15 protein-coding genes and 1 pseudogene are annotated in these 17,868 nt (G+C 31.1%); 6 read left to right on the top strand and 10 right to left on the bottom strand.

Annotated elements, in window-relative coordinates; genetic code table 11:
• Positions 1–53 precede the first annotated feature (53 nt).
• The 6 genes and pseudogenes from LQ673_RS01905 to qoxD all read left to right on the top strand — a co-directional run.
• Positions 54–365: pseudogene (locus LQ673_RS01905) on the top strand (immunoglobulin-like domain-containing protein); the annotation flags it as partial.
• A gap of 120 nt (positions 366–485) precedes the next feature.
• Entirely contained in the window at positions 486–956 is a 471-nt protein-coding gene (locus LQ673_RS01900; RefSeq protein WP_224658721.1) for an immunoglobulin-like domain-containing protein, read from the top strand.
• 375 nt (positions 957–1,331) lie between these two features.
• Positions 1,332–2,435 (top strand): cytochrome aa3 quinol oxidase subunit II, encoded by a 1,104-nt coding sequence (qoxA, locus tag LQ673_RS01895; protein WP_191836191.1) that lies wholly within the window; start codon positions 1,332–1,334, stop codon positions 2,433–2,435.
• The gene (qoxB, locus tag LQ673_RS01890) at positions 2,435–4,429 is read left to right on the top strand and encodes a cytochrome aa3 quinol oxidase subunit I (RefSeq protein ID WP_037587365.1); all 1,995 of its coding nucleotides are present in this window, start codon (positions 2,435–2,437) and stop codon (positions 4,427–4,429) included. The genes qoxA and qoxB overlap by 1 nt, the downstream gene beginning before the upstream one ends.
• A complete protein-coding gene (gene qoxC, locus LQ673_RS01885; protein WP_037587363.1) occupies positions 4,422–5,030 on the top strand; it encodes a cytochrome aa3 quinol oxidase subunit III in 609 nt (202 codons plus the stop codon). Before qoxB ends, qoxC begins: the two co-directional genes overlap by 8 nt.
• Entirely contained in the window at positions 5,027–5,320 is a 294-nt protein-coding gene (qoxD, locus tag LQ673_RS01880; protein ID WP_025905215.1) for a cytochrome aa3 quinol oxidase subunit IV, read from the top strand. Before qoxC ends, qoxD begins: the two co-directional genes overlap by 4 nt.
• Positions 5,321–6,108: 788 nt before the next feature.
• Here qoxD and LQ673_RS01875 read toward each other — a convergent pair.
• The 10 genes from LQ673_RS01875 to LQ673_RS01830 form a co-directional block, all read right to left on the bottom strand.
• Positions 6,109–6,864 carry a nucleoside phosphorylase gene (locus LQ673_RS01875; protein WP_126477812.1) on the bottom strand — a complete coding sequence of 252 codons (756 nt, stop codon included), beginning with the start codon at positions 6,862–6,864 and terminating at the stop codon, positions 6,109–6,111.
• Between the two features lie 13 nt (positions 6,865–6,877).
• Entirely contained in the window at positions 6,878–7,639 is a 762-nt protein-coding gene (locus LQ673_RS01870; protein ID WP_126477811.1) for an alpha/beta fold hydrolase, read from the bottom strand.
• Between the two features lie 56 nt (positions 7,640–7,695).
• Positions 7,696–7,977: a hypothetical protein gene (locus LQ673_RS01865; RefSeq protein WP_103361564.1), complete on the bottom strand. Its 282-nt coding sequence runs from the start codon at positions 7,975–7,977 to the stop codon at positions 7,696–7,698.
• Positions 7,978–8,122: 145 nt separating this feature from the next.
• Complete coding sequence (locus LQ673_RS01860) at positions 8,123–9,448, bottom strand: glycosyltransferase (RefSeq protein WP_191836190.1); 1,326 nt, start codon at positions 9,446–9,448, stop codon at positions 8,123–8,125.
• A 23-nt stretch (positions 9,449–9,471) separates the two neighbouring features.
• Positions 9,472–10,314 carry an ABC transporter ATP-binding protein gene (locus LQ673_RS01855; RefSeq protein WP_481817029.1) on the bottom strand — a complete coding sequence of 281 codons (843 nt, stop codon included), beginning with the start codon at positions 10,312–10,314 and terminating at the stop codon, positions 9,472–9,474.
• A gap of 58 nt (positions 10,315–10,372) precedes the next feature.
• Complete coding sequence (locus LQ673_RS01850; protein ID WP_037588950.1) at positions 10,373–11,584, bottom strand: glycosyltransferase family 4 protein; 1,212 nt, start codon at positions 11,582–11,584, stop codon at positions 10,373–10,375.
• A gap of 12 nt (positions 11,585–11,596) precedes the next feature.
• The gene (locus LQ673_RS01845; protein ID WP_191836189.1) at positions 11,597–12,409 is read right to left on the bottom strand and encodes an ABC transporter permease; all 813 of its coding nucleotides are present in this window, start codon (positions 12,407–12,409) and stop codon (positions 11,597–11,599) included.
• Between the two features lie 21 nt (positions 12,410–12,430).
• Positions 12,431–14,257: a hypothetical protein gene (locus tag LQ673_RS01840; RefSeq protein ID WP_191836188.1), complete on the bottom strand. Its 1,827-nt coding sequence runs from the start codon at positions 14,255–14,257 to the stop codon at positions 12,431–12,433.
• Between the two features lie 30 nt (positions 14,258–14,287).
• Complete coding sequence (locus LQ673_RS01835) at positions 14,288–16,921, bottom strand: glycosyltransferase (protein ID WP_239704671.1); 2,634 nt, start codon at positions 16,919–16,921, stop codon at positions 14,288–14,290.
• On the bottom strand, positions 16,921–17,865 hold the full coding sequence (locus LQ673_RS01830) for a hypothetical protein (protein ID WP_191836187.1): 945 nt from the start codon (positions 17,863–17,865) through the stop codon (positions 16,921–16,923). Before LQ673_RS01830 ends, LQ673_RS01835 begins: the two co-directional genes overlap by 1 nt.
• Positions 17,866–17,868: the final 3 nt, after the last annotated feature.

Raw genomic sequence — 17,868 nt, 5'->3', positions numbered from 1 at the left:
GAGACATGTTATTCTTTCCTTATAGCTTACAACAAAGGAGTACATAAAAAATGATGAATAAAATATTACAATCACTTACAGTACTTGGTGTTTCTGCTTCACTTGTTACACCTTCATTAACTGCGAGTGCTACTGGAAACAGCCTTCCACAAATTAAAGGTGTTGAGGGTGACGTTGTTGAAAAAGGTGCTGACTACGATTCATTAAAAGGCATAAAAGCATATGATAAAGAAGATGGAGACTTAACAGATAAGATTAAAGTAACTGGTGACGTTGATACTTCTAAATTAGGTAAATACAAAGTACAATATAAAGTCACAGATTCTGATGGCGCATATAGAACAAAATGGCATTATGTATATGTTGTCAAAGAAGGTTCATTAAATGGTTCTAAAGATAACGATACTAAAGATAAGAATAAAGACGAATCTAAATCCGAAGTAGCATCTAACAAAAAGACATCTACTAAAGATTTAGATGAAAATATGCCAATTATAACAGTGCCAACTAAAGATTTAGTTTATCAAGGTGACCACTTCGATCCGATGAAAGGTGTTAAAGCATCTGACAAAAAAGACGGAGACATCACTGATAAAGTAACTGTTAAAGGTGATATTGACACATCTAAAACTGGTTTACAATATATCACTTATCACGTAAAAGACTCTGATGGCTACTACTACACATACAAAAGAGGCGTTTACGTAAACGATGCAGATTTAGCACCTAATCCTGAATTATCAGGAATTAAAGACGTTACCATTAAAAAAGGTCAAGACTTTGACTTATTAAAAGGTATAACAGCTAAAGATAAATCAGGAAAAGATTTAACATCTGACATTGTTACAAGTGGTGAAGTAGACACTAGCAAACCAGGTAAATACAAAGTTGGTTACGCAGTATCAGATGCTGACGGTCATATTTCAGCTGAAGGTAGAACAATTACAGTAAAATAATCATATATAAACGAGCCAAATGACTTCATTCATTTGGTTTGTTTTTTTATATTTATCAAAAGTGTAATTTTTAATTTTATGTTTCATTTAAGTACTTATTAAAGAACATTAAAAATATTTTAAACTATTCTTAATAAGCTGAAAACTCAATGTTTTTAACAATTTAAAGATGTTTTTTCGTTTTTTTAAATATTTTTAAAATGTACACAAAAATTTAACAATTAGGAAAAAACGCGTCATATCAAAGTTAATTAAATACATTTTTATATTATAACGCTTACACCCTATTTTATAGCCTTGTAAATATGTTTAAATCCTTTAAAATTAAGGTCTAGCCATATATATAGGTATATAGAAAATTGGGAGGTAAAAAACGTGGCAAAGTTAAAGTCAATACTTCTCATGTCAACATTAGGTATTTTACTTAGTGGTTGTTCAAATTTAGAAGTATTAAACCCCAAAGGCCCTATGGCTGAAGATCAACATTTCTTAATTATCTTTTCAATTATAATGATGGTCTTTATTGTTATAGTGGTCTCCGTTTTGTTTTTAATATTTATTGTTAAATATAGAAAAACAAAAAATGAAACATCTGGTACGATGCATCACAATGTCGTTTTAGAGGCTGTATGGTTTATTATTCCAATAATCATACTTGTGGTATTAGCTGTACCAACAATTAAATCATTGTATTTCTATGAAGAAGCACCAAAGTCAGAAGAAGACCCAGTTGTTATTTATGCAACAAGTGCAGGCTTTAAGTGGTTCTTTAGTTATCCAGATGAGAAAGTAGAAACTGTCAATCATGTAACAATTCCAGAAGGTCGACCAGTTCTATTTAAATTACAATCTATGGATACAATGACAAGTTTCTGGGTACCTCAATTAGGTGGACAGAAGTACGCGATGACTAGCATGACAATGGATTGGACATTGCAAGCAAACGAAACAGGTACATTTAAAGGTAGAAACTCTAACTTTAATGGTGAAGGGTTCTCTAGACAAACATTTAATGTTAACGCTGTAAGCAATGAAGATTATGATAAATGGGTTTCTAAATCTCAAAAACGTAAAACAATTGATCAAGATACATTCGATCATCAACTTTTACCTACAACTAAGAATGAAGAACTTACTTTTAGTGGAACACACTTAGCATATGTAGATCCAGCTGCGGATCCTGAATACATTTTCCATGCTTATAAACGTTTCCGCTATGAACCAAAAGATCCAAACTTCTATGATGAAAGTGAAGGCGTAACAGAAAAACCAGTATTACCTGCACGTAAAGTGACTGTTACTAACCCTAACTATGACCGTCATGGAATGAAACCTATGATTCTTAAAAATAACGAAAAATATGACAGTGACTTCAAAAAAGAAGAAAAACATCATATGGACGAAATGGAAAAAATGCAAGAAGATGCAAAATCTGATGATGAAAAATCTTCAGATAAGAACCATGGAGGTGACAAGTAATGAATTTTCCATGGAATGAATTTATCGTTCAAAGTGACTGGATGATAACAATGGCACAAGTTTTACTTGTATTAACAGGTATATGTGTTGTTGGTGGACTAACATATTATAAAAAATGGAAATGGCTTTATACAGAATGGTTAACTTCAGTTGACCATAAAAAAATTGGTGTAATGTATATTATATCTGCAATCATTATGTTCTTCCGTGGCGGTGTAGATGCACTTCTTATCCGTTTACAATTAATGACACCAGATAACACATTACTTGAATCTCAGCACTATAATGAAATCTTTACAACACATGGTGTAATCATGATTATCTTCATGGCAATGCCGTTCTTAATTGGTTTAATGAACGTTGTTGTACCATTACAATTAGGTGCTCGAGATGTTGCATTCCCTATGTTAAATAACTTAAGTTTCTGGTTATTTGCTGCCGGAATGGGATTATTTAATATTTCATTCGTAATTGGTGGTTCGCCAGCTGCTGGTTGGACAAACTATGCGCCACTTGCAACTGACTTCAGTCCAGGTACAGGTATTAACTATTATTTAATTGCAATTCAAATAGCTGGTATTGGTACGTTAATGACAGGTATTAACTTCTTTGTTACGATCTTAAAATTACGAACTAAATCAATGAAATTTATGCAAATCCCAATGTTCTCAATGACAACATTAATTACATCATTATTAATTATCTTAGCCTTCCCTATTTTAACTGTCGCACTTGCTTTAATGACATTCGACCGTTTAATGGGAACAAGCTTCTTTGAAGTTGCTAATGGTGGTATGCCAATGTTATGGGCTAACTTCTTCTGGGTATGGGGTCACCCTGAAGTTTATATTCTAGTATTACCGGCATTCGGTATTTACTCAGAAATCATCCCTACTTTTGCTAGAAAAAGATTATTCGGACATCAAAGTATGGTCTGGGCAACTGGTGGTATTGCGTTCTTAAGCTTTATCGTTTGGGTTCACCATTTCTTCACTATGGGTAGTGGTGCATTAGTTAACTCATTCTTCTCAATAACTACTATGTTAATTGCCGTACCAACAGGTGTTAAAATATTCAACTGGCTATTAACGTTATATAAAGGTCGAATTACATTTGAATCACCTATGTTATTCGCATTAGCCTTTATTCCAAACTTCACATTAGGTGGGGTTACAGGTGTTATGCTTGCTATGGCAGCAGCGGACTATCAATATCACAATACTTATTTCTTAGTGGCACACTTCCACTACGTTATTATCGCTGGTGTTGTATTCGCATGTTTCGCAGGTTTAATATTCTGGTATCCAAAAATGTTTGGTCACAAATTAAATGAAAAGATTAATCAATGGTTATTCTGGACATTTACTTTAGGATTCAACTTATGTTTCTTACCACAATTCCTATTAGGTTTAGATGGAATGCCACGTCGTTTATATAAATACACTCAAGCAGATGGATGGTTCTCATTAAACTTCATCTCTACAATTGGTGCATTCTTGATGGGTATTGGTTTCTTAGCTCTAGTATGGAACGTCGTATACAGCTTCGGTAAAGCGAAACGTGAAGCAACTGGTGACAACTGGAATGGTTTAGGTAGAACATTAGAATGGGCTACTGCTTCAGCTATGCCACCACACTACAACTTCGCTATTACACCAAAATGGTATGATACTGAAACATTTGTAGAAATGAAACAAAATGGTAAACACTATTTAGACGATAGAGATTATAAAGATATTCATATGCCAAACAATACACATATCGGATTCTGGATGGCAGTATGTTTCTTATTCGGTGGATTCTTCCTAGTATTCGAAACATATATACCAGCAATTATCTTTGGTGTTGGCGTATTAGCATGTATGGTTTGGAGAAGTTTCGAAAAAGACTACGGCTACCATATTCATGCTGAAGAATTAGAAGAAAATGAAGCAAAATTACGCGAATTACGTGAACAAGAATTACAGGAAAAGGAGGACAATAAAGATGAGTAATGAACACCACAATACAATTGATACTGTTAATGAAACAGGACAATTAAATAAACTCGGATTTTGGGTCTTTCTTACTGCTGAGGTTGCGTTATTCGGTACATTATTTGCAACATTCTTAGTACTACAGAAAAGTGGTTCATACGGTGGTTTCACTACACCAGAATTATTTGAATTACCATTAGTTATGATCATGACATTCCTATTACTTGTAAGTAGTTACACTTGTGGTATCGGTGTTTACTACATGCGTAAAGAAAATGTCAAAATGATGATGGTATGGATGGTTATCACACTTATCTTAGGTGCAGGATTCGTAGGATTTGAAATTTACGAATTTACTCACTATGTTCATGAAGGTGTTACACCTCAATTAGGATCATTCTGGTCTGCATTCTTTATACTTTTAGGTACACATGGTCTCCATGTTACTTTAGGTATATTCTGGATTTCAGGTGTACTAATCCAAATCCTTACACGTGGATTAAATGAACACAATGCACCAAAAGTATTTATCGGAAGTTTATACTGGCATTTCCTTGATGTTGTATGGATCTTTATCTTTACATTAGTTTATCTTGTAGGGATGGTGAGTGGATCATGAATAAAACAGTCGTTACACATACAGTCGGTTTAATATTCTCAATTGTATTAACATTAGTAGCTGTTTATGTCATGTTATACACTGGCATGTCACTACAAGTAAGAACATCAATCATTATTGGATTTGCTTTCTTACAAGCATTAGTTCAATTACTAATGTTCATGCATTTAACAGAAGGACCAGATGGACGCGCAACTGCATTCAAAGTACTCTTCGCAGTAATTATTACTTTATTAGTAATAATCGGTACTTATTGGGTTATGGTTGGCGGACACAGCGCCCATATGTAAAACCTATATATTTAAAGCTGTTAATAAAGTCAGAGACTTTATTAACAGCTTTTTTATTTTGTATAGAATTAATTAATGGTATGGAGAGTGAGTTGGGTGTTGGGATTGGGTGTTGGGATTGGGTGGTTGGTTTGGGATTTTGGATTGTATTGAGGTTGCTATGTTGCTAGTTTGACTCGTCTTGCAACATTCGGGGGCTCTATGTTGCTTGTTTGGTCAGTCTTGCAATATTCGGGGGCTCTATGTTGCCTGTTTGGGTCGTCTTGCAACATAGAGAGGTGCTATGTTGCTTGTTTGGGTCGTCTTGCAACATACGGGGGTGCTATGTTGCTTGTTTGACTCGTCTTGCAATATAGAGAGGCGCTATGTTGCTAGTTGTGGTCGTCTTGCAATATTCAGGGGCTCTATGTTGCTTGTTTGGTCAGTCTTGCAATATAGAGAGGCGCTATGTTGCTTGTTTGGGTCGTCTTGCAATATTCGAGGCTTCTATGTTGCTAGTCATGCCCCACTTGCAATATTCAGACCTCTTATTTATCTTGTTTGATCAGTCTTGATAAATACAGACCTTCTATTTATCTTGTTTCACCTGTCTTGATAAATACGAGGCACTTATTTATCTTGTTTCGCCATTCTTGATAAATACATGCCTCCTATTTATCTTGTTTGGCCTGTCTTGATAAATTCAGACCTCCTTTTTATCTTGTTTGGTCAGTCTTGATAAATGGAATACCCCTAACTTACTTAAGTTAGGGGTATCTGATTAAATTGTACTAGTATTTTTCCATGATTTATAAGTCAAGTTCTTCTATAATATTCAAAGCTACATGAAATTTGTCTATATTATGATTCGCTTCTTTTAATCCATCTACATTATATGTTTCTTCAGAAAGTACATCACCAGTTACAAGAAAGTTAAATATTTCAAATCCGTGAAAATCACAAACTGCTTGTACTCCAGCAAGCTCCATATCTACTGCTATACATCCTTCTTTTTTTCTTTTATTATACTGCGTGTTTGTTTCCCTTAGTACTGCATCAGTTGTCCAAACTTTACCTTCTATAAATGGTAACGCTAATTTATTAAATACTTCAGCTAATTTATTAGCATTCTTTACTTTAATATAGTCTGATGGAGGGGCGTAATGATATGACATTCCTTCATCTCTATAGCTGTGAGTAGGTATTATAAATTTATTAAAAGTCCTTTCGCTATCAAGACTTCCTGCTGAACCAAACATTACAAATTTTGTAGCACCTGTTATCCAATTACATATCATGCAATATTGAGAAGCAAGCGTTGAACCAATTGCAGATAGATAAAATGCTACAGCTTTACCGTTATAAATGAATTTATATATAGGAAATGCTCCGTTAGAGGCTTTGATTTCACCGATTTTTTCGCATTTATTTTCTCTTAGAATACCATCGTATATTTCTTTAGAATATGTAATTAAACAAACTTCAACTTTGAATTGTTGTTCACCATAGAAGTCACTCAAATTTACAATTGGTTTTCCTTGTATATCAAATGAATCGGTTATCATTTAATTACCTCCCTTATTCATTTATAGTACTTAACCAACTCTTTATTTCTTTCCCTACTGTTACAGGGTTATCTATATAAATATCGTGGCCACTGTTAGGGATTGTTTTACAGGAAATATGTGAAGGTATATTTTTAATTTTCATGTCTAAGATGAATTGGTCCTGTTCTTGTGGTAATAAGACCATTATATTTCTGTCTATTAATTGATTGAAGGTAGGTAAGTTGATTTGTCTTCTTATTTTCAATAATTTTAGAATAGAAAGTTCATTAATATTAAGTTCATAAACATGTTTATTTAAATTGAAAGTCATCCTTGCAGTTGATGCTTCTAATAAATTTTGATTCCATGTTTTATATGCGTCTTTTTCTGTCTCTATAAATTCGTCCAAGTTCTTGAATTGAAAATTTTCTAAATGATTTTTAGTATCTTTTATTTCAACTTCACTGCTGTATTCTAGGTCTTCAAGATTAAATAATCCACCATCTAATAATATAATATTTTTAATTTGTGGAACCTTGATACTTATATAAGATAATAAATCTGCTCCTAAAGAATGTCCCATTATAGACAGTTCTTCATTACCATAAATTTTTATCTCTGTTTTAAACCACTCCACTAATTCATTTAAATCATTAACAATAACATCTAAATTCAAACCATGACCTGGCAGATCAATTTGAACTAAATTCAGATTATCCAATTGGTTATTTAAATCTTCCAAAAATAATCTATGACTGCCTAAACCAGAAAGAAATAATATTTGTTCTTCCATATAAGCTCCTTCATTAAAGATAAATGTAGTTTTTTACTTACTTACCTCTACCAAATCTACAAAATCAGATTTTCAAAGTTACGACTGACTTGGGATACTTTTTCTTGGTTTCCGACTTCTCTATAATATAGGATTGCTTTTTGATACATTTCGATTGCTTTTTTTCTGTTTTTTTGTGATACGTATATTTCAGCAAATTTGTTAAACCCGTCTCCCATTATTTCAAAATCATATCTTACAACATTTGCTTCTAGATCTCTTAGTAACATCATTGCTTCTCGTTCATTACCTACTTCAATAAAATTGCTAACGCGTTCTATACTCTTTTTAATATACATCTTACAATTACTCCTTCTACCGTTACTATCTTAATTATATAATTGTAATCCCAATATTTACAAAACACAAGTTAGTTAATATTAACGGTAACGACTTCAAACAACATAAAAAGGTCTACGATGCCGAGGCATGGTAGACCTTTTGTCATTTTGTATGAACTTGAGTTATTGGATGATCTATTGGTACAAATTGATTATAGACTTCGAGTAATTTTGATTTTTCATTATTCCAATTATAGATTTCTTTGGCTTGTTTAGTGTTTTCACTTAATTGATTTCTTAAGCTTGTATCTTTTACAAGTTGATTCACTGCATTAGCTATTTCTGAAGCATTATGTGAATCCACAACTAAACCGGTATTAGTTTCTTCGACTACTTTCTTAATTTCTGGGAAGTCACAACTGATAACTGGTACGTGAGCCATCATATATTCAAACAATTTATTTGAACTTGCTGAATAGTGATTGAAGCAAATGTTCTGCAACACTTGGAATCCAAGATATGCTTCACGCGTATATGATGGTAATTCTTGAAATGGCACTTTATCTAAGAAATGAATTCTATCAGCTTGTTTGGAAGCTTCGGCTTGTTCTTTTAAAGGTTGCGTTAACTTCCCACCACCGATAAATAGTAAATGACCTTCTTTAATTTCATCCATAGCCTCTATAAGCAATTCAAGCCCTCTTCCTTGTTGGAGTCCGCCTTGATAAAGTAAAATGTTCTCATCTTCATTGATGCCTATTTTCTTATGTAAATTGATTTGTGGCTTTTCTTCAATATTGTATTTCTCTGAGTAGTTATACAATGTTTTAGGATAGAATCCATAAATATCTTCATTGTATTTTGCTCTTGTATGATTTTCTACAATCATTTGATCTACAAATTTTAACATAAACGACTCAATAGACTTAATTGTTTTTGGATTATAACCTGTTCTGTCAGATTGGACTTCATGGCTATCATAAATTAATGGCTTCGGTTTTAAGCGTAATTTAGAACATACGATAGCTTGAGGCAATGTGTTTAAATCATTTGCATGATAAATATCAGCATTTTGTATATAACCTTTTACAATCATTCTCGTAATAATTGCACCATTTATAAACCATTTTCTTATTTTTTTAAACTTTATCATACCTGCAGCAACCACGAGTGATAACAAATAAGCTGCCATTAATGTGAAACTGATATAGAAAAGACTTGGTATAATAACAACTTGGACACCAGCTACAACTAATAAGAATTTCTTGCCATGATCTTGATAAGCTTGCAATAACCATGGATATCTCTTCACTCTATGAACTTTAAATGTATTAGATATTTCTTCATAAGCTGAAATAGCAGGATTTTTCGGATCATTTATCGCAATTAAATTTATGTCATATCCATTATCCGCTAAAGTTGTACACTCTCTATTGACTCTTGCATCATTCGTAAAATGATTCCATACAAACATTGTGACCTTTTTCATTTGATAACCTCATTCCATGCAATTTATAGTATCCCTACTTGGAATAGTAGTATATATATCCATGCCACACTCATGATCCCAATCATCGCTATTAAACTTGTTGGTCTTTTTTCTTTTTGTATGACTGAATCATCAACTTCTTTATTACGTTGTTGTTGGATTTTTATACGTTTATATTCTAATTGTTCTTGTTTCGATTTCTTTTTTACTTTCTGAATGAGATTAACGTACCTCGTTACGATATCATTGACTTCACCATATGCAACCATCTCACCGTAATGTATCCAAATCGCTTTTTTACACATTTTTTTGATTTGTCCTGCTGAATGTGATACAAAAAATATTGTTTTTCCTTGTTCTTGTAAATCATGCATTTTATCTATACATTTATTCGAAAAAGTTTCATCGCCTACTGACAATGCTTCATCAACAATAAGTATATCTGGATCTGTATGAATCGCAATTGCAAAGCCTAATCTTGATTTCATACCACTAGAATATGATTTTAAAGGTTGATAAATAAATTCATCAAGTTCACTAAACTGTACAATATCATCAAATTTTTCATTTATTTCTCGTTGCGACATACCGTGCATTAAACATTTATAATGAATATTTTCTTCACCTGTAAATTCAGGATTTAACCCTGCGCCAATCGCAATTAGCGACGGCTTACCATTTGTATAAACTGTACCAGACGAAGGTTCAACAACACCACCTAGAATATTAGATAAAGTTGATTTACCTGAACCATTTAATCCAATTATACCTACAGATGTCCCTTTTTCTACTTCAAATGAAATATCATGTAAAGCATAATAAGGTTTAGATTTATAACTTAATCCAAAAGTAAATAAAGATAGCAGCTTATCTTTTCTGTTTACATTTAAGTCGTAAACTTTCGAGACATTTTCACATTTTATTTTATAAGTATTTGTCATCTCTATCACCTTTTCTTAAAAATGTCATAAGCTTTTCAATATTATCTTCCCAAATGAGGTGTTCATCACGATATTCACGTGCATTCTTAGCTTTAATAGATAAAGCTTGTTCATCATATTTTAATGATTCAATTTCGTTAACGATTGTATCTATTGAAGCTTGTCTTCTTGCAAATCCTAGATTATATTTTTGAATAATGGCTTCAGTTGGACCACTAATATTAGATATAGGAGGTGTTCCGACACCAATAGCGTCTACAATTTTTCCAGGCATCACATTCATAAACACATCTGAAGATTCTAAAATGGAAAGTGAAATATGATGTTTAGATATTTCAGTTAAACAAGCTGTACGATCCATTGGCTTTTTTACTTGAATATATTTACAATCTCTCACAGCTTTTCTAAACTTGTCAGCTTGAACACCATAAACAATCGCTGTAACATTGATTTGTTTATCATTTAAAGCTAAGCATATTGAAATAAGTTTATCTACATCTTGGGCATATCCAATATTTCCTGTATAAATAACACTAAAATCATTATATTTTTCTTCAGTTATCAGTTCATTTCTTGAAATGCCATTTGGTAAATAAAATATAGGCACTTTTCGCTGTAACCGTTTCTGAATATGTGACCTAAATGCTTCATTATTAATGACAATTTTATCAGCAGAATTATACATTTTTTTCTCTAAATATTTTAATAGTGGCATAAATAAACTTATGTTAATATGCTTTAATCCATTTACACTGTCTGGCCATAAATCTCTAATTTCTAATACATATGTCGGATGTTTCGCACTTTTAAAAAATAACGTCGCCCATGCTAGAAATATATTTGGACTAGAAACATACACAATATCGTAATCGTCATTGTGCATTTTCAAGAAGACTCTTAATCTAACGTATTGTTCTATATAATAGACTAACCTCATGATAAAATTACTATTTTGCTTATTACCATGCATTTTCATTCGAATAATTTTCTTCTTTTCTAATTTATTTAAAGATGCATCTGTAAAATAAGATTGGTCTTCAAATAAACTTTGGTTAGGATATGTTGGCTCAGTTGTTAACATTGTCGGATCTGAACCACTTGAACGAAAAGCTTTGAACATCATTTTCATTCGATTTGCAGCAGACCCAAGTTCTGGATAAAAATTTTGTGAAATCATTAATAATTTCTTTGTCATATTATGAACACCCTATAAGTAGTCTAGTAATTTCCGTTTAAACCTTGAATGAACCAATGAACCTATTAATAATAATATAATTGTTAAAAGCCAAAAATATAAATGATCATGCCATTGTCCGTACACAGAAACGTTATCATGCACAAACGCCGTACGATAAACACCTACTAAATATGCAAATGGATTTAAGCTTGCTAATCTTTGTAAAATACCATGTGCTTCTTCCATCGCCCAAAAGATAGGTGTCATAAAGAATAGCATTCTTATAACATTTTGTAGTAAATTTTTAGTATCGCGAATAACAATAATTAATGTACTCATAATTAATGAAATACCAAAAATAATTGCATAAGATGCAACTAAAAAGTATATAAACCAAAAGTAATGCCACCAAGGTACATATCCATTAATGACAGATACGACAAATAAAATGGCTGATGTGATCATTAAATTAATCATATTATTCGTTAAAGCTATAGAAATAAATATTGAAGATGGGAATTTCATTTTTGATAAGAGTCCAATATTGCCTTGAATAGCAGATGCACCTGTATTGATCCCTTGTGATATAAATAACCAAGGAAACAAACCTGAAATAAGATGTACTAAAAATGGTACGCCTACTACTTGAGCACTCGCATCTCCTCTTAACCCTAAACCAAACACAAGATAATATACAGCAACTTGTAAGATGGGTTGTAGTATATTCCAAAATACACCAAGATAATGATTGGCATATTGACTTTTCATATTATAAATTGCAAGTTTAAAAATTTTAGGTAAATTATTAAATTGTTCATTTAAGATATCAATAACTATCTTCATATATAACGACCTACTTGATTTTTATTTTTCAATAAGTTCAAATTGTGAAGCGCTAACCCAAGATTCTTTTTCAAAACTCTTACTTGCGTAGACAGATATTGTAATAGATGATTGTGGTTTTATTGTCAATTCTAAATTGTTTTTACTCAAATCTACTAAGTCGATTGACTCACTTTCTATATCAAAGTACACCGTATCTCTGCCTTTTTTATTTTGATAAAATGTTCTTAATTCAAGTGTAATCGTGTTATCCTGCGTATTCGTTAACATCATTTTCTTTTGATTGTCATAACTAAATTCAGGTGTTAATGCACGAAATAACTTTTTTTCATTTTGTATCACTTGATAGAAATCTTCAGTTTGAATCATAATATTCGCCAAACTTTCTACTTGCTCATTTGTGTCTTCTTCTAATTGAATTATTCTATCCTCTAATGTGTTCACGTCATTGATTTGAAAGTAATTTAAAATTGGCCAATGATGTTTAATCATCAATTTATGTAACATTTGGTTTTGCTTATCTTCCTGATTAATACTCATAAATTCAAATAAGATATGCCTCGTATTGATTAAGCTAAACACATCTAAATAATCATCACTTTCTTGAACAATACAGCTATGCCAACCGTTCATTCTAGATTCGTAATACAACGTTTCATAAGGATGATAACCTAATTCAATCGTCTTATAGAGATTATTTCTTTTAACAAATTCTAGTAAATAATCGTGAGATAATTGATCCACTGGAAAATCTTTAGCCCATTTTTTGATTGCATTTTCATACGGTAAAAATGAGTCTGCTCTTTGTATCCGCTTAGGAATAATACTTTTAGCAAGTTCAAAGATAGTAGATTTTAAATGTATACAATGATTAAACGACCTATTCTCATGATAATAATTGATTAAATGAATACTATGATTTGTTTCATATAACTGATATCTATCAATCAAATTTGAATTGACTGCTAGTTGATCCATATTAAATAACGTATGCTTTAAATTTAAATTGTATGCTAACTTTTGAGAAATATATTCATCTATACGATAAATATGAGCAGTTTGTTTATGTTCTAATTCATCAATATTTTTTGTATAAGTAAAGAAATTCACATCATTGATATGTTCTTTAATATAAGATAAGGATACTTTAGAATCATGACCAGCTGTGATAGAACAAATCACTTTTTGATCAAATCGAAATAAATAATCAACCGCTGCTTCAATTTCATCATTAACAATATCATATACTTCTTCTGCTGATTTCTTAACACATGGGTTGATTGGATAAATTCTTTTAATTGTATGGTCTGTTATATTAAATCTTGTATTGGCATTGAATTTATAAACATCTTTATATTTGCTATAGTCTAAAAATCCATATGACTTATGTGCGATTCTTTCACAAGTCTTATCAAAACATAATTTTACGAGTTGATTTACTAATTCTGAATGACTAGCGTACAAATCATGAGATGCATGATAATACAATGATAAAAATGACGTTGCATCATTATATAGTAGCAAACGTCCATTATATTCTATCAACATAACATACCTGCCATTATAAAAACTCATCTCTTCAAGAAAAGCATAAGAATCAATTTCGTGAGACAATAATTCGGCGCATATTTCAGGATATTTTAAATCGACATTTTTCGTATGCACAAAATGACCTAATATGACTACTTTGATGTCATTCTTTGTATACTCATATGAACTTAAATCATTTGAAAAATAAATCGTAAAGTCAGTGAATTGAATATGTTGACGATAGTTTTGATCTTCAATTGAAATTTGTCGAGGAACAATCATATATGCTTTGTTAAATCTTATGAACGTATTATCCATCATACACACCCCCTTATATCAATCACGCAATTATTGCTGAACCTCTTGCTTTAAATGTTCAACATATTGATTTAAATCATGGTCTTCAGGTCGTTTATATTGATCATACAAACTATATATTTCTAAAAATCGTTCTACGGCTTCTTTTCTTTCTTCTGGTTTCACTTTTTCTAATCTTGGCAAGTACCAGCCTTTTACGTAAAAATTAAATCTATGTTCTAAGTAGGATGTTAGTAATCCATGTTTTTCGTAAAATGGAATTCTTTCAATTTCTAATGTGTAATATTTATCAAATAGCTTCTTAGAAATCGAATTTGTAACTGATCCAGACACGGCAGCGTAATACATATGAATAACATCTGTTACAGCTTGTACTTTTTTAGAATGAATCATTAATTCTTGGAAGAATAACGTATCTTGGCCAGCAGCACCTTCAATCATTCGAATATGATTATCTTTAATAATTTGTGATTTAATGATTAAAGCTTGAATACTTTGAGCACGTAGACCACATTTTTTCATATATTTTTTAGGGTCGTCGATTAATAATTTTCCATCGTTATACTTCATCACTGTGCCCGCATAATTAAACAGTGCTCTGCGCTTGTTATCTTCTTTAATAATATTACCGACGACCATATCGACATCTTTATTCGATTCTATTTCTTCTAATAAAGTTGCATACCCATCACCAGTCGCTTCGTTATCAGGGTCTAAATAAGTAATATAATCTGTAGAGGCAAGTTCAGCACCTTTATTTCTAGGTCTTGAAGCACTACCTGATCCTTCTTCATATGCATAGTAAACGATATCTGGGTATCGTCTTCTTAATCGATTAATAATAGATATCGTTTCAGAATCCGTACTACCATCATTTACGAATATAATTTCCATCTCTTTAAATATTGAAGATCTTCTTAAACTTCTCATACACTTATCTTCTAAATAAGTACCGTTATTATGAATTGGAATAATGACACTTAATTTTTTCTTGCGGTTATTTTGACCATATAAATATTCGTCATAAATTTCTGATTGATCTAAATTATAACCATTTTGAGATTGTGTAACATTCAACTGTTGATCGAATATATTTTTATGATACATTGTTACATATTTATTTTGAGCTTTTTCAATAAATTGATGTGCTTCATGTTGTTTATCTTTCGTAACAAAATCAACATCTACATATTTAAATGCTGTTAATAAATCTTCTAAATAATACTCTTCATATTCAATTGAATCTTTCATGTAAGTTATAAAATCATATTGTGATGCATCTTCTACTGTATCTTGAGCTTCTATAACATCAAACTGAACATGTAATTGTCGATATAGAATATCTTTCATTTTATCGGTTAATGCATCAACAATAACGAGTATTTGCGATTCTTTTTGAGTAGGTTCAATGCCAATATATGATAAGACTTCATCTAAACGATGATACGTCGTACAATTTCTCATCACACTACGTATACTTTTAGCCTGCATATCTTCTATTTCATATTCTTGATATTGGTTCATAATTGGTGCCACATCAGTTTTATGATTAACCATAAATACATTTGGAAATTGATTATTAACACCTACTGAATAGTTAGATAAGATTAAATTCCCAAAAGCTTGTAATTCAAATATTCTATTCGCAAACATCGTTTCTGAATATTTTACTGAATTGACATTTATTGCCCATCTATATACTTTATGCAGTTTCATAAGTTCTTCATGATCAATTGGCATTGTTAAGTATGGGATATATTTCATTGGGAATTGATAACGTTTTCTTCGCAATGGTAAATTTCTATCAATAATGGTTAATTTATGATTTTTTTTGATTAACTCATCAAATATTCTTGCAGATTCTTGGTTTCTAACAGGATATTTCTCAGTCCAACTTCCTGCAAAAATAACATCGTTTTTAAATGATTTATTATATGAACTTCTCGTCCCTACTGGATTATGGTAATGAGGATTAATACCAAATTGTAGTACATATACTTTATCATTTTGACAATATTCTTTATAATCTTCTACTACTTCAGCAGCTGATGTCAGAATAATATCGCATTCTGTCGCGATATCTTTGTATAAATGGAAATTGACGGGATCTTCTTTAGAATAAAAGACAATCGGTATATTGAATTTTCTAGCTTGTTGAATACCTTCAAATAACATTCTTCTTTTCTTACTATTAACTGATGCTAAACCAGTCCAACTTCCGTCTATACCTCTCCATGCTGTCGCAACGATTAAAACATCCATATCACGACTTAAATCTGTAAATTTACTATCTAAATAAACGATATTCCCAATATCTTTAAATGAGTTATATAAAAATTCATCAGCTATAAGACCAACTTTGTATTTGTTTTTAATAAATACACGCGATGTATTAGAATTCACAAGGTTTGATAAATGTTGTTGGTGTTTTTCAAGGAAATCTAATTTTGATTCTTCTGCTACTTTTTTATAGTAATTATGATGATTTGTATGATCTTTAACCTTTTTTAATTTATATAGTCCATACATATAATCTTGTTCAACAATATTTAACACTTCTTCTAATTGTTCAACTTTTGTTTTATCATCAAAATTGACTAAAGCCTCTTTAGTTGATTCGATATTATTTTTTTGATTGATATTTGTTGGCATATTTGAAGACATTATGATTTCCTCCTATTTCTCCAACTCCAGTATTTCGTTTGAATCTTTCCTAATTTAGAATTTTTTAAATTCATATATAATCGTTCATACTGATTTTTCTCTTCATTTTTATTTGTTTTTTGTAATGAGATATTTTCGTTTATTAAACGAACAATTGCAGATTTTGACTCTTTTCTTTCTTCTTGAAAGTTTGTAATCATATCCAGCTGTTCTAGCGTTAATTCGTTATAGTTTTCATATTGTTTAGCTTCTAAATCTTGAATGATGCTTTTATCTTTTAAGTCATTAAAGCTCATCCAATATTTTTTCTTTTTAATAATAATCCTTACCGATTCTGCTTTTAAGAACACCATATCGATCAAGACGTTATTGAAATCAAATTGTTCTTTATCCAAGGATAGATCAATTGATTTGTGCAATGCGCTATCTTGATAAAAGACTGTAGATTCTTCTATTGATACTTTTTTATTAATAGGAATTGCTCTATCTATGTCTTTCGTATGCACAAATCCTGCAAATGTTCCTTTATTAAATACAGCTTCTAACACTTCACCTCCAAATAAATACAATGCTCTAGATGAAAAGTTTTTTTCTTTAAATAGTAAATTATAGTCATCACCAAACCCTAGTTCTCTATTAATTTGTGGTGTAGAGAAATGACGTAAATCTACTCTTATCGTATCAATAGGTTTCGAAATTAATTTGATAGAATGATTTAATCTTGTCCACCCTATAATATTCGTACCTCTTACAATTAATCCATATAGTTCACTTTCTATCACTTTTATAGAAATAACTTTTAATGCTTTATTTAAATAATCAGAAGCATATCCTACAACAAGTTCATTTTTATCTACATCAAATATTTTTTGATTTTCTGGTTCTCTTAAAATTATTTGAAAGCTCAATCCGCTTTGAATAATTGGACTGTTAACGTCTATCATATG

The organism is Mammaliicoccus sp. O-M54 (genome assembly GCF_022386035.1).
Taxonomy (GTDB): Bacteria; Bacillota; Bacilli; order Staphylococcales; family Staphylococcaceae; genus Mammaliicoccus; species Mammaliicoccus sciuri_A.
Note: the sequence above shows the minus strand (reverse complement) of the source record. Positions and strands in the feature narration are given on the sequence as shown.